The organism is Nonomuraea sp. NPDC050691 (assembly GCF_040654455.1).
GTDB lineage: Bacteria > Actinomycetota > Actinomycetes > Streptosporangiales > Streptosporangiaceae > Nonomuraea.
The window spans coordinates 64,830-82,055 of the sequence record NZ_JBFAIA010000016.1 but is presented as its reverse complement, the minus strand read 5'-3'; the positions used below and the strand labels follow the sequence as shown (position 1 = coordinate 82,055).

Genomic DNA, 17,226 nt, shown 5'->3' with positions numbered 1-17,226 from the left:
TGCCGGCAGCGACCCGAGAATGGAATAGGCCTTCTCGTGGGCATCCGGCGGCTTCGGCGAACCAGTACGCCATCGAGTTCCAGCCTGAGGCGGAATGCGAAGTCCGCCGCCCGTTCATCCGGCGAGGTCAACGGCGTCGGGCTCTGCCGTGACATCCACGGTGGAGAAGCCGTCCTTCACAGCGCCCGCACGCAGCAAGCGTGTCGTGACCGCTTCCAGGACCGCCTGTCGGGACCGCTCCCTGGTCATTTTGTCCAGGCTCCCACGCCCTTCCCCTCGCGGATCGGGACATGTCACTGAAGATCGTGGGATCTCCTGACGAAGTTCATCTGGGCGTGCGCGGCGCTCTGCCAGGGGAGTCTCTCCGTGGGTTGAAGGTGATCAGGCGGACAGCGGCTGGGCTTGGGCGCGCAGCGGCGCCAGCGCCTCGGACCAGGCGATGATCTCCTTGAGCATCCGGTCCAGCGCGTCGGCGTGGTGCGGGGCGGGCGTGCAGGTGCCCGGCTGGGTGGGGTCGCGCGGGTCGGTGAAGGTGAAGTCGGTGAACATCGACAGCGCGACCTGGGTGGGCACGTCGGCGATTCTCAGTTCCCCCATGACCTGCCGGAGCTGTTCGACGGCGCGGGTGCCGCCGTTGGTGCCGTAGCTGATGAATCCGGCGGCCTTGTCCTGCCATTCGGCGTGCAGGTAGTCCAGGGCGTTCTTCAGCGCGGCGGGGAAGGAGTGGTTGTACTCGGGGGTGATGAACACGTACGCGTCGAACGCCGCGACCGCCGCCGACCAGCGGTGGGTGTGCGGGTGGGTGTAGGCGCCGAAGGCGGCCGGGACCGGCTCGTCCAGCAGCGGCAGGCCGAAGTCGGCCACGTCGAGGAGGTCGAGAACGGCGCGGCCGGCGGCGACGGCGGGGTGGGTGGCGGCGGTGTCCAGGACCCAGCGGGCCACGGCGCTGCCGCGGCGGCCGGGACGGGTGCTGCCGACGATCAGGGCGATGCGGGTCATCAAGGTCTCCTTGGGCTGATGGTCGAGCGGTTTCACCGGGACCGGTAGGTCCCGGCCGGTTCCAGGTAGGTCACGGTCGGCGGGTGGGCGCAGATCTCGTTCAGCGCGGCCCGGTAGCGCTGGAAGGAGGGCAGGTGATGGTGGGCGGCCTCGGCCGGACCGCCGTCGGACTCGATGACGGCCATGAACCGGCCGGTGCCCTCCAGGCGGAAGGTCTCGTAACGCAGCCGTGGCGGTCGGGTGCGCTCCAGGTCCGCATAGACCTGGTTCAGCAGCTCGAGGCTGTGGTCGATCAGTTCCGGCCGGACGGTGTAGCTGATCATCACGCGCATGGCGGGGTGCTCCTTGGGGGCAGGGCGGCCTCGGACCGTCTTTCGTCGGACAGTCTGTATTTCGATGCACATGCTGTCTTTCGTCGGACGACTTGTCAAGCGAAGTGGTACGCTCCTGGGTATGCCTCCCACGCGCAAGTACGAGCAGCGGCTGAGGGCCAAGGCCGCCGACCAGACCCGGCGGCGCATCCTGGACGCCGTCTACCAGTGCCTGATCGAGACGCCCTCCGAGCAGGTCGGCATGGACAAGGTCGCCAAGCTCGCCGAGGTGTCCCGCTCGACGATCTACACCGTGTTCGGATCGCGTGCGGGCCTGTTCGACGCGCTCGGCATGGACCTGCTCCACCACGGAGGCTTCACCGACATGGTCAACGCCGTCCTGCAACCCGACGCCCGGCGCGGACTTCGAGAAGGCATCACCGGAAACGTGCACATGTACGCCGCACGCCGCGACGTGCTGCGCACCTTGTACTCCATGGCGCAACTCGACGCCGACGCCGTCGGCGGCACCGTCCGCCGTCTGGAGGACGGCCGCGCCCGGGGCATGAACGACCTGGCCCAACGCCTGCACGATCAAGGCGCGCTACGCGACCAGCTCACCGCCGACCACGCCGGTCACCTGCTCTGGCTCCACACCAGCTTCGACGCCTTCGACCTGCTGTTCAGCGGACGGTCCCTGCCGGCCGACACCGTCGCCACCCTGCTGGCCGACGCCGCCGAACACGCCCTGTGCCGCCCCGGAACTTGACTGCGCCTGGCCGCGCTGACGCCGTGACCCACGACCAGGGCGCCTCCGCCCCGTCGAGGTTCCTGGGCGGTGCGTCTCAGGTCGCCAGGCCCCTACGGTAGGCGTAGACCACCGCCTGTACGCGGTCGCGCAGGCCGAGCTTGGTGAGGATGCGCGAGACGTACGTCTTGACGGTCTCCTGGCTGATCACCAGGGTGGCGGCGATCTCGCTGTTGGACAGGCCGTCGGCGATGAGGCGCAGCACCTCCAGCTCACGCGGCGTCAGCGCGGTCTCGTCCGGCGTGTCCTTGACGGGGCGGATCCGGGACGCGTACCTGCCGACGAGCTTTCGCGTCACCTCGGGGGCCAGCAGCGCGGCGCCCGAGGCGACGGTGCGGATGCCGTGCAGGAGCTGCGCCGGTGGGGCGTCCTTGAGCAGGAACCCGCTCGCGCCGGCCCGCAGCGCCTCGTAGACGTACTCGTCCAGGTTGAACGTCGTCACCACGAGCACCTTGACGGGGTCCGCCACTCCGGCGCCGGCCAGCCGGCGGGTCGCGGCGATACCGTCGAGCACCGGCATCCGGACGTCCATCACCACGATGTCGGGGTTCAGCCGGCGGGCGAGATCCACCGCGGCGCGGCCGTCCCCGCACTCGCCCACCACCTCCAGGTCGGGCTGGGCGTCGATGATCGTCGCGAAACCGGTGCGGATCAGCGCCTGGTCGTCGCAGACCAGGACCCGGAGCGGCGCGGTCACGACGGGCTCCCCGCGGGGATGCGGGCCCGTACCACGAAGCCGCCCTCCGCCGGCCGGTCGGCGCTGAACTCGCCGCCCAGGGCGTCCACCCGCTCGCGGAGCCCGGCCAGGCCCCGCCCGCTCCCGCCGGGGGAGTCGGCGGCCGGGAAGCCGGAACCGTCGGTGCTCACCGCGACGCTGATCTCCTTCTCCCCGTAGCGCACCCGGACCGTGGTGCGGCTGCCACAGGCGTACTTCAGCGCGTTCGTCAGGGCCTCCTGCACGACCCGGTAGGTCACGAACTCGGCACTGCCGGCCGACTCCGCCGGACTGCCCTCCTCGGCGAACTCCACCGGCTGCCCGGCCTGGCGGGTCTGCTCCACGAGCGTGTGCAGCTCGCCGGCGGAGGGCATGCCGACGTCGGCGTCGTGATCGGCTTTGAGCAGGTCGAGCATGTGCCGCAGGTCGGTGATGGCCCGTCGGCCGGTGTCGGTGACGGCGCTCAGCGTCGCGTCGAGACGGTCGGGGACGGCGGTCAGGTAGCGGGCGGCCTCGGCCTGCACGACCATCGCCGTCACGTGGTGCGTCACGACGTCGTGCAGTTCGCGGGCGATCCTGGTGCGCTCGGCGGCGCGGGTGGCCTCGGCGACGTGGCGGCGGCGTTCCACCTCGGCGGCGCGGGTGGAGCGCAGCCAGCCCCCGATGCCCCACGCCAGGGCCAGGGCCAGGTAGAACACCACGTAACCTTCCACTCTCTCGGTCGCGCCGAGCCGGGCGAGCGTGAGCGCCAGCGGCACGTACGCCAGGGAGAGGAGGACCATGGTGACGCGCCGGTGGCGCTCCAGGTGGGCGCCCGCGCTGATGAGCGCGATGGGCATCGCGTTGCTCGCGAACACGTGATAGGCGCGGAACTGGTCGAGGACGAAGCCGAGCGACACCAGAGCCAGACACACGGCCGGCCACCGCCGGCGCACGGCGAGCGGAAGGCACTCCAGGGCGATCACCACGAACGCCAGCGCGTCGAAGGGACGGGCCGGCAGGTCGCCGACCTGCGTCCCCTTGCCGTGGAGCGCCGGCAGGAGCGACGCGACGGCCAGCAGCAGCCCGAACGGTGCATCGCGGACCGCCACGTCGCACCGCCGCCACAGGTCCGTGAGCCGCCGTGGATCGATCATTGGGCGAGGGTAGCGGTCGCGCCGCGACGGCGCGGCACCACGTTGCCGCGCCGGCGGGCCAGCCACATGAACGCGACCGTCAGCAGCAGCCCGAACACCACCGCGTACGGGCTCGCCTCGGGCCCGAACTCGCCGCCCGTGAGCAGGGCGGGGCCCGACGTCACGCCGTGCAGCAGCCCCTGCGTCGCACCGTTGCCCGAGACCTCGGTGCCGAAGATGCCGGCCGCCGCGAAGTTCCAGCCGAAGTGCACGCCGATCGGCACCCACAGGGTGCGGGTGGCGGCGTAGGCGGCGGCGAGCATGCCGCCCGCCTCGATCGCGATGGCGATCGCGCCCCACAGGTCGGCGTGCGGGTTGAACAGGTGCGACAGGCCGAACAGCAGGCCGGTCAGCGCCAGCGCGAGCCATGTCCCCGTGCGTTCCTCGACGATCCTGAACAGGATGCCGCGAAACAGCAGTTCCTCCGTCACCGCGGCGGCGGCCATGAAGCCGAACAGCCCCGCCGCGCCCGCCGGCGAACCCTGGCCGTCGATCCGGTAGCCGCCCACGAGAGCGATGTTCACGATGACGGCCGCGAACAGCGCGACACCGATCAGCGTCCCTCGTGCGAGGGCGCGGGCGGCGCCTTGCGCCGCCACCTCCACCGGTGCGCGACGCTCGGACCACCGCACCGCCCGGGCGTACACGAGTACGGCGAGCACGGCCGTCGCGACGCCGAGGAGCAGGGTGAGCAGCGGGCTCCCCTGCACCGCGCCCACGATGGTGGCGCCGGCGAAGGCGACCAACGCGACGGGCACGAGCTGTTTCAACAACCGCATGACGACTTCCTTACGTAGGGGCTTGCGCGAGCTGGAGGTGGGGGACTGCGCGACGGGAGGCCGTCGCTACGCCGAGAAACGTTAGGGATTCGGCGGCCTGGAATCGTCCCCGTGCGGTGGACATTCGGGAGTAGCTCGCACGGGGGACAGGCACCCATGCGCCTTGTCGTACGACGAGGCGCACATCTCCGGCGGCGTCCGGACCGCATGACACAGCGCGGCGGTCGCGGCCCGCTCCCGGCGAAGGCCGCACGTGTCCCCCGTACGAGCTACCGGCGAATGTCCACCGTGCGGGGACGATCCCTGATCGTCCGATCCGTAGCGTTACGACGCAGCCACGGACGCTCCGTCCGCTTCCCGCTGCACCGCCGTGCGCATCACCCCCGGCGTCGACTCCCGCACTGGAGGACCCCATGCTCCGCAAGATCAAGGCATCCGTTGTGGCCGCGCTGTGCTGCACCGCGCTCGGCGCGGGGGCCGCCGGCTGCGACGGGGACGCGATGGAGAACCCGGGTGTGTTCCTATGACCGGCTCGGCGCGGGCGCGAGCGACCAGCCGGAAGGGCCTCAGAACTTCTCCAGCACGGGGAAGATCCTGACGGGGGTGCTCGAGCGGGTCGCCGGTGACGACCCGGTCGTCTTGGCCGGTCACTCGCTGGGCGGGCTGATCGCCGCCAGGTACGCCCTCGGCCACCAGGACCGGGTCAAGGGGCTGGTCCTGATGGACGCCACACCGCCCACGATGCCGGCTGACATCGCGAAGTCGATCCCGGAGTCCGCCACCGGCCCGGCGGCCGAGTTGCGCGCGCAGAACCTCGCGCTCTTCCAAGGCCAGAACCCGGAGAAGCTCGTCATCACCGACGGCAAGGTCCGCTCCGCCGGGAACATCCCGGTGGAGGTGATCCAGCACGGGAAGCCGTACCTCCAGGCCGTCCCCGAGTACGGGTCACGTCTGGAGAAGGCGTGGTCCGCGGGACAGCGCAAGTGGCTCGCGCTGTCCAGCCGCAGCGAGCTGAGCACCGCCGCCGACAGCGAGCACTACATCTACGTCGACCAGCCCGATGTCGCCGTCCAGGCCATCGCGCGTCACCGCGCAGGCCGCCCGTCAAGCGCATGGTGAGTAACGGGCCCGGCCCTTCTGGTGCACCATCGATCGCGGTCCCTGGCCTCGGCGGAATCCGGCGCCGGCGCGGCTCCCTTGTCGAACTCAGGATTGACCGCAGCTCGCGGGGCAGAACCTGACCTCGGGGTAGCGCGATGACGGCTTGTCCAGGAAGGGCTGCCGCTGCGACTTCAGGTGCTGATCGAGGAAGGCCGCCACGTAGGTGCGGGTGAGCTCGATGGCGCGCGCCGCGGGCAGAACCCCGGAGGCGGGCTTGATGCCGAGGGCGGCGGCCATCAGAGGAGCGTCGGTGAAGGACTGGTGTTCCGCGCCCGTCAGCACGAGCCATCGCTTCCACCCGGTGAGCAGCTTCCAGTCGCGGTCCCAGGAGGTGTCGCGGCCTCCGGGGACGTGCTGTGGCGAACCCAGGAACATGAACGGCCGGGTGAACCCGTTCTTGGGGATGCGGGCGTAGGCGGTGCCGTCCATGTCGATCCCGGCCCGTACCCGGGAGTCCTTCACCATTGTCGCCATGGCGCTGGCCCCGCCGATCGACTGGCCGGCCATCGCGATGCGGGAGCGGTCGATCCGGTCGGAGCCGTGCCATGTCGAGGGCAGCTGGTCGAGCACGAAGGAGACGTCGGCCGCCCGGCCCGCGACCACCCCCGTGCCGAAGCCCGGGTCGGTGTCGCTGTCGCAGGCGAGGCATTCGGCCACGCGCCCGGCGGGGAGGGTCGTGGCGTGGCTCTCGTAGGTGTGGTCGATGCCGGCCACGACGTACCCGCGGCTGGCCAGATCCTCGGCCAGGGACGTGAGCGTGCTCATCGGATGGGTGAAGCCGGGGGAGAGCACCACCAGCGGAAGCCCCCGGCCGGTGGCTTCTGCGTCTTTGATGGCGTTCGTGCGCGTCTTGCTCAGCGTGTCGTCCGGGACGCCCGCGATCCGCTTGCCTTTCAGGAAGAGCTCTGACTCCTTCGGCGTCATGTACGGCGCCCGCCGCCCGTCGCGCTGCTTGGCCGGATACCACAGGGTGACCTTGAGCTCCCTGGCGTCGGCGTCGCGGTTCCACGGATCGGGGCGGGAGGTGTCCTTGAGGTACAGGGCGGTGGTGCCGACCGGATGGGGGCCGGTGGGGGCGGGCAGGGTGGCGGGGCCGGTCGGCGTGGCCGACGGGCCGGCGGCGGAGCGCGGCGGCGTGGGCGCGGAGCAGGCGGAGGCGGCGAGGACGACCAGTCCCGCGGCGACGGTCAGGAGGTGTCTCATCGAGAGGTCCCTTCACTTGTGCAGCAAGGTCAGGGCCTTGGCCAGGGCGGGGTCGCGCCCGGCGGCCGCGTCCTTCGGGGTCAGGGGCACGTAGTGGTCGGGGGGCACGCCGATCCGGTCGATCACCTCGCGGTCGGGCCCCAGGTGGTGCCTGACGGGGAAGCTCAGAGTGGTGTTGTTGCGCAGCAGATACGGCTGCGCCGGGCCGGAGATGACCCCGGCGGTCCTGGTGCCGACCAGCCCGCCGGCATGCAGGTCCTTGACCGCGGAGCTGAAGTGCTCGCACGCCGAGGCGCAACTGCGGTCGGTGAGCACCATCAGCGGCAGGTTGAGCAGCTCAACGGTGTCGTCGGTCCGCGTGGTCTCGCATCTGCCGTCCACGGTGCACTGGTAGGCGGTGACCTTGCCGTGGACGAACGCGCTCACCAGCCGGGTCGCCTCCAAGGGGCTGCCGCCGCCGTTGCCGCGCAGGTCCAGGATGACGCCGGTGAGGGTACGGCCGGTGCGCAGCCTGGTGATCGCCTTGAGCACCCTGTCCGCGGAGTCGGGAGCGAACCTGCGCATCCGCACATAGGCGATGCTGTCGTCCAGCAGCTTCGAGCTCACCACGTGCAGGCCGGCCAGATCCTGTTGGAACAGGCCGGGCTTGAGCGTCACGGTCCAGCGGCGGCCGGTGCTCGGCCGCAGCAGCCGCAGGCCGACCGGACGCGCTTGCGGGTATCGCGGGTACAGGGCGGCGATCGCGGGGGTGGCTTTCCCGTCGATGAAGGGCACCGAGGCGTTGATCGATTCGATGATGTCGCCCGGGCGCAGTCCGGCGGCCTGCGCCGCGCCACCCTGGACAGCGGTGACGAACAGCGGGGGGAGGGCGACGCCGGGATTGCCGTCCACCTGCGGACCGCTGACGTTCGCCTCGAGGCCCAGGCCGTAGCCGTCACCGTCGTAGTAGTCAGGCGGCCTTCTGATGTCGTGCGCCCAGCGGGCGTGATTGTCGCCGAGGGCGGCCACGATCGCCTCGAGAGTGACGACGGCCAGCCTCTCCCGCAGGTCGGGGACCTGATCGGTGGTCTTCCTGAAGGCGGTCTCGAAAGCGGTCCAGTCGGCTTCGCGGTCGCCGGTCAGCGCCGGCATGGTGGCCTCGGGCACGTCGTGCCCGTTGCGGTTGAGCTCCTGGGTCAGGGCGACGAATCCGGCGGTCAGCAGCGCGCGGGCGTCCAGGGTGGCGCCGCTGTAGTAGGTGCCGAGGATGCAGGAGTACGCCTGCTCGATGACCTCGATCGTGGTGGCCGTCTCCGCCCCGGCCGGTCCCTGCGGCCGCACGCAGGCCGTACCGGCCGCCGCGCTCCCCTCGCTGCGCGGCGGCGTCGGCGCCGTGCAGGCCGCCGCCAGGAGGAGGGCGAGCCCGGCGGCCGCGGTTCTCATCAAGGTCATGACAGGCGCCTCCGGATCCACCAGAAGGACAACCACGTCAGGCCGAGGGTGAGCAGGGCGTAGATCCCGGTCTCGATCCACTGGAACGGCCAGAAGCGCTCAAGAGGCTGGTAGGTCGCCTTCTGTCGGTAGCCGAGCCGGTTGATCTCCGCGGGGCACGCGCCCATCCCCGCCGACGACGACGGTGCGCAGGGTCCCGACGTCGTCGAGACCTGGACGATCCCGGTCCCGGGCGCGGGGCCGGCGAGCGGACGTCCGGACGGATCGACGAGATCGCTGGACAGGAGCCAGGCGCCCGCGTGGCCGGGAACAGTCGCCCTCAGGCGAATCTCCGCACGTCCGCCCTGGTCCCGGTTGATGCCGATGCCGTCCACGTTCGTCTCGCTGAGCTCGAAGGTCGAGGTGACCGGGGTGATGAGGTGGGGCCGGACCAGCAGCGGCATGGCGAGCTGGATCGCGGCGAAGACGACCAGTGTGAGGGCCATGGCGGGCAGTGTGCGGCGCACCAGCATGCCCACCGTCACGCCCAGGACGAAGGCGAACGCCGCATACCCCATCGGGGCGATTCCGCGCGCGCCGAACACCAGGGGAGCCATCAAGGCCAAGTCGCCCGGGGCCGACTTGTCCAGGGGACCGGACCACCAGGTCACCGCGAGGCCGCACAGGCAGGCGGCGGCCATGGCGACCAGGCCGGTGAACCCGAGCTTGACCGCCAGCCAGCGGCCGCGGGTGATGCTCTGGTTCCACACCAGCAGGTGCGTCCCGGTCTCCAGTTCGCGGGTGATCAACGGTGCTCCCCAGAAGAGCCCGACGACAGCGGGCAGGAGCAGCACGATGAGGCTGACGGCCATGAAGGGCATGTCGTACTCGTCGAAGAACCGGTCGTAGAAGCGGCGGCAGGTGTCGTCCTGAGTGCAGGCGGCGATACCGGTGGAGTAGTCGGAGGCCAGGTCCGGGCCGGTCAGGGCCAGGGCGATGGCGAGGACGACGAGCAGGGCGGCCGTCATCGCGGCCGAGCCGCGGAGCTGGCGCCAGGTCAGCCAGATCATCGCTGCACCTCCAGGGCGACTCGGTTCTCGGCGGTGCGCTTGTCCATGTAGGCGAGGACGAGGTCCTCCAGGGTGAGCTGGGTGACCGTCCAGGCGGGGTCGTGGATCGGGGCGTCGGTACGGATGATGTACGTGCTCTGCCGGTCGGTGTGGCGTGCGGAGATGACGTGCTGGCCGGCGGGCAGCCGGTCGGGATCTCGGCGTGGGCCGGCCAGCCGGTGATGGGTGGCCAGCAGTTCGTCGACCTCCCCGGCGACCTGGACGCGGGAGTCGACGAGCACGATCAGGAAGTCGCAGACCCGTTCCAGGTCGGAGACCAGGTGGGAGGAGAGCAGCACGCTGAGTTTGTGCTCGGCCGTGGCCTCCATCAGGCCCTGCAGGAACTCGCGGCGGGCCAGCGGGTCGAGCGAGGCGACCGGCTCGTCCAGGATCAGCAGCTCGGGCCGCTTGGCCAGACCCAGGGTGAGGGCGAGCTGAGCGCGCTGCCCGCCGGACAGCTTGCCCGCCCGATGGCCGGGATCGAGGCCGATCCGCGCGATCCGTTCCCGTGCCAGCGTGTCGTCCCAGCCGGGGTTGAGCCGGGCGCCTAACCGCAGGTGATCGGCGATGCTCAGCCCGGCGTAGGTGGGGGTGTCCTGGGCGACGAACCCGACCCTGGCCAACTGCGCCGGACTCTCGGCAGGCCGGCCGCCCAGCACGGTGATGCCGCCGGTCGTGGGCTGAAGCTGGCCGCCGGCCAGCTTCAGCAGCGTGGTCTTACCGGCCCCGTTGGGGCCCACCAACCCGACGACGTGGCCCGCCGGTATGTCGATGGTGAAGTCGCGCAGCGCCCAGCGCTTGCCGTACTTCTTGCCCAGCCCCTGGGCCTCTAAGACGGAACTCACGCTATGTCCTCCTGAGCGGCGGTCCGAAAGGTGGTCATGAAGAGGGCCTCGATGCTCTCGTCGTCGAGGCCGGCCCGGCGGGCCCTGGCCAGCCAGCGCTGCAGTTCCATCCGTAGCGGGCCGTGCGCGGCCAGGGAGGTGGTGGTGAGCGTCGCCGTCACGAACGTCCCCACCCCTGGCCGGGCGGCCACCAGGCCCTCGTGCTCGAGCTCCCGATAGGCCTTCAGGACGGTGTTGGCGTTGATCGCCAGATGCGTCACCACCTCCTTCACGGTCGGCAGCTGATCGCCCTCACGCAGCACGCCGAGCCGCAGCGCATGCCGTACCTGCTGGACCAGCTGCAGGTACGGCGACACCCCCGACCTGCCGTCCAGATAGAACTCGATCACCGAAGTTCCTCCATTTATCTACCTTCCTAGTACTATAGGCTCCTCCATGTTAAGGGATCATAAGGATCGCGTCCCGGTCTCGCCCGGCCCGCATCCTGCTCGACGCCTCCGAGGCGGTCGAGGCGGCCGACACCCGAGCCATCCGCAACGCCGGCGGTGAGCCGCCCCGTCACCTACGCCGACGCCGTCCAGACCTATCTCCGTTCGGCCGGGATCGCCGCCTCCTCCACGCGCATCTACCGCATCTCGCTGCCGTGCCTGGTGAGCCAGTGGGCCAGCACCGGACCGGCGACGCCGGCGCCGGAGACGAGAACCCGGATCGCAGCCCTGCCTGTCATTCAGCCCACCCGTACGGCGTGCATCGCGGTGAAGGCCAGCAGCGGGGCGGCCGTCCGCGGCGGATCCTCGAGCAGGGGCGAGTGCCCGAGACCGGGCAGCAACTCGACCTTCGCGCCCGGAACGGCGCGGTAGTCGGAGGCCGATGAGGATCGCCATCTGCGGTCGTCCTCGCCGAAGATCACCAGTAGCGGCTTGCCCAGGACCGTCAGCCGATCCGGGAGCGCCTGCTGCTCCATGTAGTGGCGGGTGGCCTGCATCGTCGCGGTGAGCGTGTGGTGCGTCATGGCGCGCACCTCGTCCAGGAGCTCTCGCGGGATCTCGTAGCCGGGGCGGCTGAAACCGGTGCTGGCGAACTGGCGGATCTGCTCGTCGGTCGGCGGCCACTGCGAGGGGCCGATCGCGGCGGACTCCTGCGGGATGAAGGCGGCCAGGCTGGGGCCGGTGTTGATGAACGCGAGCGCGGTCACCAGGTCGGGGCGCTGTTCGGTGAGAGCGGTGGCGACCGCGCCGCCGCTGGAATGGCCGACCACGATGGCGTGCTCGACGCCGAGCCGGTCCAGGGCCGCGCCGACCCTGCGCGCCTGGTCCGGGAGCGCGTAGCTGCGGTCGGCCGGTTTGGCCGACCGGCCGTGCCCGAGCAGGTCGATCCGGATGACGCGGTGAGATCCGGTCAGCAGCGGAACCATCGGGTCCCACGAACGGGTCGAGGAGGCGGACCCGTGCATGAGCAGGAGTGCGGGGGCGTCGCGGGGGCCGTCCTGGCACACGTAGATGTCGCCGTCGTCCATGGGCAGGATCGAACCCTCGGCGCCGTCGTTCACGTACGACCCGCTGTCAGAAACAGTCATGAGCCCACTGTCGCCGCCGGTACGCGCCGGTGGATTGGACGAATGTTCCCCTCCGCCGGCTCGCTAGCATGGGACGGTGCGGACGTTCATGCACGGTGCGACTGTGTGGGACGTCGCATGCCCGCAGCGCCCCAGCCGGGTGGCCGGTGTCACCATGGCCGGGTTCCGCGTCCGTGACATGGACGCGCTCCGGATGGTCCCGCACCCGGCCGTGACGCTCCTTCTGGACTTCGGCGCCGGTTCGCCCGTCGTGGACGATGCCGCCGGGCGGCGGCAGCGGGGAAGTGTCGTCGCCGGGCCCGGCATCGGCTCCGGAGGCGCGGTCTGGGCGCGGGGTGAGAACGTCGAGTGCGTGCAGGTGCGCCTGTCCCCGGTGATAGCACGCGCGGTTCTGGGCGTCTCTCCTGCCGACCTCGACGGCGCCGTGATCGCCCTCGACGACCTGTGGGGCCGGGAGGCGCCTCGGATCCGCGAGCGACTGAGCGATGTCTCGTCGTGGGACGAACGCTTCGCGTTGCTGGACGCGCTGCTCGCCCGCCGGCATGAGGTGGGGCCGCCGCCGGTGGACCCGGAGGTGGCCTGGGTCTGGCACCGGATCGTCGGCAGCCGCGGCCTTGCCCGAGTCGACGGGCTCGCGGCCGAGGTCGGATGGAGCCGTAAGCGCCTGTGGTCCCGGTTCCGGTCGCAGCTCGGCCTGCGGCCCAAGGGCGCCGTGAAGCTGGTCCGCTTCGACCATGCCGCCCACCGCCTGGTCGCGGGTGAAGGCGCGGCCCGAGTCGCGGCCGACGCCGGCTACGCCGACCAGTCCCACCTGCATCGGGACGTCATGGCGTTCACCGGGGCGACCCCCGCGACCGTGGCCGGCGAGCCGTTTCTCGCCGTCGACGACATCGCATGGCCCAGCCGCGGAACACCCGCCAAGCCTCACCTCGGCGGGGATCTCCGGCTCGGTCGCCGGCCGGAGGTGAAACGGCCGGAGGTGAAACGGCCGACGGGCTGAGCACCCATGCCCCGTACACCTCAAGGGGTCCCTTCCGGCCGTGCACCGGACAGAACGCGAAACGTGGCCACGCCGAGCTCGACGAGCTCGGCGTGGCCCGTCCACATGCTCGGCAGTGGCGTGGTCAGTCGCCGAACTCGAGCACAAGGCAGAATCTGGCAGATGAACGGAGTCACGATCGGGCAGGCGGCGGCATTCGTCGGCGTCACGGTGAAGACGGTGCGGCACTACCACAAGCTCGGCCTGGTCAAGGAGCCCGAACGCGACAGCTCCGGCTACCGGAGATACGGATCGGACGAGCTGTTGCGGCTGGTGCAGGCCCGGACGCTGGCCGCCGCCGGGGTGCCCCTGGCCGAGATCGGGCCCCTGCTCGACGCCGACCCCGCGCTGTTCACCGCCGCGCTCGCCAACGTCGAGCGGCAGCTCACCGAACGGATCGAGGAGATGATCGCGCAGCGTGACATGCTGCGCCGGCTCACCGACGGCGACCGGGCCCTGCTGCCCGACCGTGCTGTGGCGCTGCTGCAGCGGCTGTCCGGCCTCGGCTTCCCCGCGGACGAGGTGGCATCCGCAAGGGAGGGCTGGGTGCTGGCCAGGGCCCTGGTCCCCGAGGGCTTCGACGACTACCTCACCCATCTCGAGCACGCCCTCGACGACCCCCGGTTCGTCGCCTTGATCAAGCGCGGCGCCGAAGCCGCGGCCTGGGAACCGGACGATCCGCGCATCGCCGAGCTCGCCACCGCCATGGCCGACCACTTCCTCGCCAACCCCGCACACCTGAAGATCGTGACCGGCCTGCAGGCCCGCACCGAGGCCGCGACCCGGTACAACATGATCGCCCTCCACGGCGAAGAGCAGGGATCGGCCGCGGCCCAGGGTGTCACCCTCGTCGAGACCAAGCTCCGCGCCGCCGGCGTCCATATCCCCAGACCCGACACCCACTGACCGCCGTCCCGTCCGACAGCCCGGCCGGCACGACCCCGGCCAGGCATCACAACAAGACGAACGACCAGGACGACAGACCGCATCCTGGCGACGGTGTTGGTGGCGACCTCCCGCTCGAAGGCCCGGGAGCGGATCCTGTACGTCTTCGAGCAGGTGGAGTCGCAGGCGGGGGCGCCCGAGTTCCGAGGCTGTCGGTACCTGGCGGTGCAGATCGAGCTCAAGGATCAGAGTCACCCGGCGAGCCGGGTGGCGCACCGGGTCAAGGCGACACACGTCAAGTCGCAGGCGTCTGGCCTCCGAGACGGCCTCGGCTCCGTCCGAGACCGCGGCCACCACCTCCATGTCCGGCTGGGCGTCCACGATCATCTGGAAGCCGGTGCGTACCATCTGCTGGTCGTCGGCGATCAGAACCCGCATAGCCACGGCAGCAACTCCAAAGATCAACCGTTCGGCCGATGAGGTCAGGACTCGCGGCCGATGCCGGCGCCGATCCGGAACCGCAAGATCAACTCCATGGCACACGACAACCCCTGCCCGGCGCGGAGAAGGCCGATACTTCTGGCCGCCGTCGCGGGACTGCTCGCCCTCACGGCCTCTCTCGTCTCGGCGCCGGCCCCCGCAGCTGCCGCGGCACTCGGCACGCCGTATCTCCCGAAGCCGACCGGCCCCCACCCGGTCGGCACGACCTCTCTTCACCTGACCGACACCTCCCGCCCCGACCCGTGGGTCCCCGCGGCCAAGACCAGGGAACTCATGGTCTCCCTGTGGTACCCGACCGCGGCGCGTGCCGGGCGGCGCGCGCCGTACGTCACCCCCAGGGAATCCGAACTGCTCTTGAAGGGCTCGGGAATCAAGGAACTGGAGAACATACCGCCCAAGGCGCTCAGCCGGACGCGGACGAACGCCCTCACCGACGCCGAGCCGTCGGGACGCCGGCGAAGCCTGCCGCTCGTGGTGCTGTCGCCCGGCTTCACCTGGCCTCGCAGCTCCCTCACCGGTCTGGCCGAGGACCTGGCGAGCAGAGGGTATGTGGTGGCCGGCATCGACCACACCTTCGAGAACTTCGCCACCACCTTCCCTGACGGGCGGGTCGCCACCTGCGCCGCCTGCGCGCATGTCAACGACGACGACTTCGGCCAGAAGGTGATCCGGAGCCGGGCGATCGACATCCCCTTCGTGCTCGACCAGTTGACCGGTCCGCGCCCCAAGTGGAAGGGCAGCGCACTGATCAACCCTGCCCGGATCGCGATGGCGGGCCAGTCCATCGGAGGGGCCGCCGCCCCGGAGACCATGGTGAAGGATGTCCGGGTCCGCGCCGGGGTCAACCTGGACGGCAGCCTGTTCCTCCCGATCCCCAAGAGCGGGCTGGCGCGACCGTTCCTGTTGATGGGCGCCCCCTCGGGTGACGGCACCTGGAAGCGTGACTGGGAGCACCTGACCGGGTGGAAACGCTGGCTGGTGGTGAAGGGGGCGCTGCATCCGTCCTTCACCGACTACGACATGCTGCTCCAGCAGCTCGGCGTGGACCTCGGCGGCGGCCTGAAGGAAACCCGCTCGATGGACATCACCCGTCAGTACGTCGCCGCCTTCTTCGACCTGCACCTGCGCGGCAAGCCGCAGCCCCTGCTGGACAAGCCCTCCCCGCGCTACCCCGAGGTCCAATTCTGCGCACCGGCGGCCACGAACTGCTGATGTGAACGCTTGCGCTCCAGGCCGATGATCATCCATGACACCGCAAGATCGTTAACCCGGCGACTGCGGCGCCCCGGTGGCGAGAAGGGCGCTCTGTTCTCCAGCAGTGCTCATGTACGCGATAATGATCTATTATCCCGTACATGAGCGATCATGGCCGTCCGCCGACCAGGCGATCCGCCTGGTCGGCGGCTGCGCGACTCCGGCACGTTATCCGGTACATCGCTCCGGCCGGAACAGCGCTCACCGCCGGGCGGCCGGCATGAGCTCGGCGCCGAAGGTCGCCGCCCTGCGGGGCGGGTACATCACCCTCGCCGCGGCCGCCGACGCCTTCCTTGCCACCCCGCGCACCGCCAACCCCAACACCCACCGCGCCTACGCCTCGGCCATCGACCGCGTCACCGCGCTGCTCGGCCGCGACCGGCCGCTCGCCGACGTCACCGACGCCGAGATCGGCGCCGCACTCGCCGAGTTGTGGGACGCGAGCGCGCCGGCGACCTGGAACCGCAACCGCGCCGCCATCACCTCCTGGCTGTCCTGGTGCCACGCCAAGAAGCACTGGGCCGCCCCGTCGGTCCCGGCTGACGCCGAACGCCGCAAGGAGAGCGCCGACGAGACCCGCGCGGTCGCGAAAACCACCATTCACCGGCTGCTGTCGCGCCGCGAAATCCCCCTGCGGGAGCGGGCGCTGTGGCGAATGCTTTATGAGACCGCCGCCCGGGCCTCCGAGATCCTGGCGCTGAACGTCGAGGACCTCGACCTGGAGCACCGCCGCGCCCCCGTCCGGTCCAAAGGTGGCGCCGTCGAGTGGGTGTACTGGGACAGTGGCACTGCCCACCTGCTGCCTCGCCTGCTCCGGCTTCCGGACGGCAGCACGCGCACGCACGGGCCGGTGTTCCTGTCCGAACGCCGTCCCGTCCCCGCCCGCCGCCCGGCCGCCGGCGACATCTGCCCGCACACCGGCCGTGCCCGCCTGGGTTACGACCGCGCCCGCGTCCTGCTGGACACCTACGCCGGGCTCGACCTGCACCAGCTGCGCCACAGCGCCGCCACCCACCTCGGCGAGGCCGAAGTACCGCTGCAGCTCATCATGGGCAAGACCCGGCACAAGAACCCCCGCACCGCCATGCGCTACGTCAAACCCGGCGCCGAAGCCATCGCCAAGGTCACCGAGGTCCTGGCACCCCGCCGCCGCACCCACTGATCAGCGACTTCTCCTAGGCGAGCCGAGGACACTGCCCCTTTCTCTCGTACTTGGTCTAGGCCCGCCCACTTGCTCTACCTCCCTGCATCAACCCCTTGCCGCGCCAGTGCCGTCTCCTCCGACGAGCGAGCCGCTCGCCTCAAGATCATCCCCATGTGGGTTTTGGGCTTATGTGGGCTGCCCCCCCCAACAGGGGCACCCGGTGCGCGCGTTAGTGCGACAGCATGAGCCTGTCGCCGTACTACACCGAGGCCGTCAGCCTGGTGGCCGCGGCGGCGCGGGCGCAGGGCGGCA

At 70.9% G+C, this 17,226-nt stretch carries 18 protein-coding genes; 7 read left to right on the top strand and 11 right to left on the bottom strand.

Annotation, left to right across the window (positions count from 1 at the left end):
• Positions 1-381: 381 nt before the first annotated feature.
• Positions 382-999: an NAD(P)H-dependent oxidoreductase gene (locus tag AB0H81_RS10000; protein WP_358371837.1), complete on the bottom strand. Its 618-nt coding sequence runs from the start codon at positions 997-999 to the stop codon at positions 382-384.
• Positions 1,000-1,031: 32 nt separating this feature from the next.
• Complete coding sequence (locus AB0H81_RS09995; RefSeq protein WP_358371834.1) at positions 1,032-1,331, bottom strand: hypothetical protein; 300 nt, start codon at positions 1,329-1,331, stop codon at positions 1,032-1,034.
• A 121-nt stretch (positions 1,332-1,452) separates the two neighbouring features.
• Between AB0H81_RS09995 and AB0H81_RS09990 the strand changes: the two genes are divergently transcribed.
• On the top strand, positions 1,453-2,079 hold the full coding sequence (locus AB0H81_RS09990; RefSeq protein ID WP_358371831.1) for a TetR/AcrR family transcriptional regulator: 627 nt from the start codon (positions 1,453-1,455) through the stop codon (positions 2,077-2,079).
• A gap of 76 nt (positions 2,080-2,155) precedes the next feature.
• Here AB0H81_RS09990 and AB0H81_RS09985 read toward each other — a convergent pair whose 3' ends face one another.
• Genes AB0H81_RS09985 through AB0H81_RS09975 form a run of 3 tightly spaced genes read right to left on the bottom strand, consistent with a single transcriptional unit; the run spans position 2,156 to position 4,787 of the window.
• Positions 2,156-2,815: a response regulator transcription factor gene (locus AB0H81_RS09985; RefSeq protein ID WP_358371828.1), complete on the bottom strand. Its 660-nt coding sequence runs from the start codon at positions 2,813-2,815 to the stop codon at positions 2,156-2,158.
• Positions 2,812-3,969, bottom strand: coding sequence for a histidine kinase (locus tag AB0H81_RS09980; protein WP_358371826.1), 1,158 nt, complete (start codon positions 3,967-3,969; stop codon positions 2,812-2,814). Before AB0H81_RS09980 ends, AB0H81_RS09985 begins: the two co-directional genes overlap by 4 nt.
• Positions 3,966-4,787 carry a type II CAAX endopeptidase family protein gene (locus tag AB0H81_RS09975; RefSeq protein WP_358371822.1) on the bottom strand — a complete coding sequence of 274 codons (822 nt, stop codon included), beginning with the start codon at positions 4,785-4,787 and terminating at the stop codon, positions 3,966-3,968. Before AB0H81_RS09975 ends, AB0H81_RS09980 begins: the two co-directional genes overlap by 4 nt.
• 513 nt (positions 4,788-5,300) lie before the next feature.
• Between AB0H81_RS09975 and AB0H81_RS09970 the strand changes: the two genes are divergently transcribed.
• The gene (locus AB0H81_RS09970; RefSeq protein WP_358371819.1) at positions 5,301-5,906 is read left to right on the top strand and encodes an alpha/beta fold hydrolase; all 606 of its coding nucleotides are present in this window, start codon (positions 5,301-5,303) and stop codon (positions 5,904-5,906) included.
• 87 nt (positions 5,907-5,993) lie between these two features.
• Here AB0H81_RS09970 and AB0H81_RS09965 read toward each other — a convergent pair whose 3' ends face one another.
• The 6 genes from AB0H81_RS09965 to AB0H81_RS09940 form a co-directional block, all read right to left on the bottom strand.
• Entirely contained in the window at positions 5,994-7,151 is a 1,158-nt protein-coding gene (locus AB0H81_RS09965; RefSeq protein WP_358371817.1) for an alpha/beta hydrolase, read from the bottom strand.
• Positions 7,152-7,163: 12 nt separating this feature from the next.
• Positions 7,164-8,582: a S41 family peptidase gene (locus AB0H81_RS09960; protein WP_358371815.1), complete on the bottom strand. Its 1,419-nt coding sequence runs from the start codon at positions 8,580-8,582 to the stop codon at positions 7,164-7,166.
• Positions 8,579-9,631, bottom strand: coding sequence for an ABC transporter permease (locus AB0H81_RS09955; protein WP_358371813.1), 1,053 nt, complete (start codon positions 9,629-9,631; stop codon positions 8,579-8,581). The genes AB0H81_RS09960 and AB0H81_RS09955 overlap by 4 nt, the downstream gene beginning before the upstream one ends.
• Positions 9,628-10,515 (bottom strand): ABC transporter ATP-binding protein, encoded by an 888-nt coding sequence (locus AB0H81_RS09950; protein ID WP_358371811.1) that lies wholly within the window; start codon positions 10,513-10,515, stop codon positions 9,628-9,630. Before AB0H81_RS09950 ends, AB0H81_RS09955 begins: the two co-directional genes overlap by 4 nt.
• Positions 10,512-10,904, bottom strand: a complete 393-nt coding sequence (locus tag AB0H81_RS09945) for a GntR family transcriptional regulator (protein ID WP_358371808.1) — start codon at positions 10,902-10,904, stop codon at positions 10,512-10,514. Before AB0H81_RS09945 ends, AB0H81_RS09950 begins: the two co-directional genes overlap by 4 nt.
• A 338-nt stretch (positions 10,905-11,242) precedes the next feature.
• Complete coding sequence (locus tag AB0H81_RS09940) at positions 11,243-12,091, bottom strand: alpha/beta fold hydrolase (protein WP_358371806.1); 849 nt, start codon at positions 12,089-12,091, stop codon at positions 11,243-11,245.
• A 76-nt stretch (positions 12,092-12,167) separates the two neighbouring features.
• Here AB0H81_RS09940 and AB0H81_RS09935 point away from each other — a divergent pair, with 76 nt between their 5' ends.
• From AB0H81_RS09935 to AB0H81_RS09915, 5 genes are all read left to right on the top strand, one after another.
• Entirely contained in the window at positions 12,168-13,091 is a 924-nt protein-coding gene (locus AB0H81_RS09935) for a helix-turn-helix domain-containing protein (RefSeq protein WP_358371804.1), read from the top strand.
• Positions 13,092-13,253: 162 nt separating this feature from the next.
• Positions 13,254-14,036 carry a MerR family transcriptional regulator gene (locus AB0H81_RS09930; RefSeq protein ID WP_358371801.1) on the top strand — a complete coding sequence of 261 codons (783 nt, stop codon included), beginning with the start codon at positions 13,254-13,256 and terminating at the stop codon, positions 14,034-14,036.
• A gap of 93 nt (positions 14,037-14,129) precedes the next feature.
• A complete protein-coding gene (locus AB0H81_RS09925) occupies positions 14,130-14,495 on the top strand; it encodes a hypothetical protein (protein WP_358371798.1) in 366 nt (121 codons plus the stop codon).
• A 54-nt stretch (positions 14,496-14,549) separates the two neighbouring features.
• Positions 14,550-15,728: an alpha/beta hydrolase gene (locus AB0H81_RS09920; RefSeq protein WP_358371795.1), complete on the top strand. Its 1,179-nt coding sequence runs from the start codon at positions 14,550-14,552 to the stop codon at positions 15,726-15,728.
• 262 nt (positions 15,729-15,990) lie between these two features.
• On the top strand, positions 15,991-16,932 hold the full coding sequence (locus tag AB0H81_RS09915; RefSeq protein WP_358371792.1) for a site-specific integrase: 942 nt from the start codon (positions 15,991-15,993) through the stop codon (positions 16,930-16,932).
• Positions 16,933-17,226: the final 294 nt, after the last annotated feature.

Coding starts and splice junctions, on each gene's coding strand:
- AB0H81_RS10000 (WP_358371837.1), bottom strand. CDS start 999: ATGACCCGCATCGCCCTGATCGTCGGCAGCACCCGTCCCGGCCGCCGC.
- AB0H81_RS09995 (WP_358371834.1), bottom strand. CDS start 1,331: ATGCGCGTGATGATCAGCTACACCGTCCGGCCGGAACTGATCGACCAC.
- AB0H81_RS09990 (WP_358371831.1), top strand. CDS start 1,453: ATGCCTCCCACGCGCAAGTACGAGCAGCGGCTGAGGGCCAAGGCCGCC.
- AB0H81_RS09980 (WP_358371826.1), bottom strand. CDS start 3,969: ATGATCGATCCACGGCGGCTCACGGACCTGTGGCGGCGGTGCGACGTG.
- AB0H81_RS09975 (WP_358371822.1), bottom strand. CDS start 4,787: ATGCGGTTGTTGAAACAGCTCGTGCCCGTCGCGTTGGTCGCCTTCGCC.
- AB0H81_RS09965 (WP_358371817.1), bottom strand. CDS start 7,151: ATGAGACACCTCCTGACCGTCGCCGCGGGACTGGTCGTCCTCGCCGCC.
- AB0H81_RS09960 (WP_358371815.1), bottom strand. CDS start 8,582: ATGACCTTGATGAGAACCGCGGCCGCCGGGCTCGCCCTCCTCCTGGCG.
- AB0H81_RS09955 (WP_358371813.1), bottom strand. CDS start 9,631: ATGATCTGGCTGACCTGGCGCCAGCTCCGCGGCTCGGCCGCGATGACG.
- AB0H81_RS09940 (WP_358371806.1), bottom strand. CDS start 12,091: ATGACTGTTTCTGACAGCGGGTCGTACGTGAACGACGGCGCCGAGGGT.
- AB0H81_RS09930 (WP_358371801.1), top strand. CDS start 13,254: ATGAACGGAGTCACGATCGGGCAGGCGGCGGCATTCGTCGGCGTCACG.
- AB0H81_RS09920 (WP_358371795.1), top strand. CDS start 14,550: ATGGCACACGACAACCCCTGCCCGGCGCGGAGAAGGCCGATACTTCTG.
- AB0H81_RS09915 (WP_358371792.1), top strand. CDS start 15,991: ATGAGCTCGGCGCCGAAGGTCGCCGCCCTGCGGGGCGGGTACATCACC.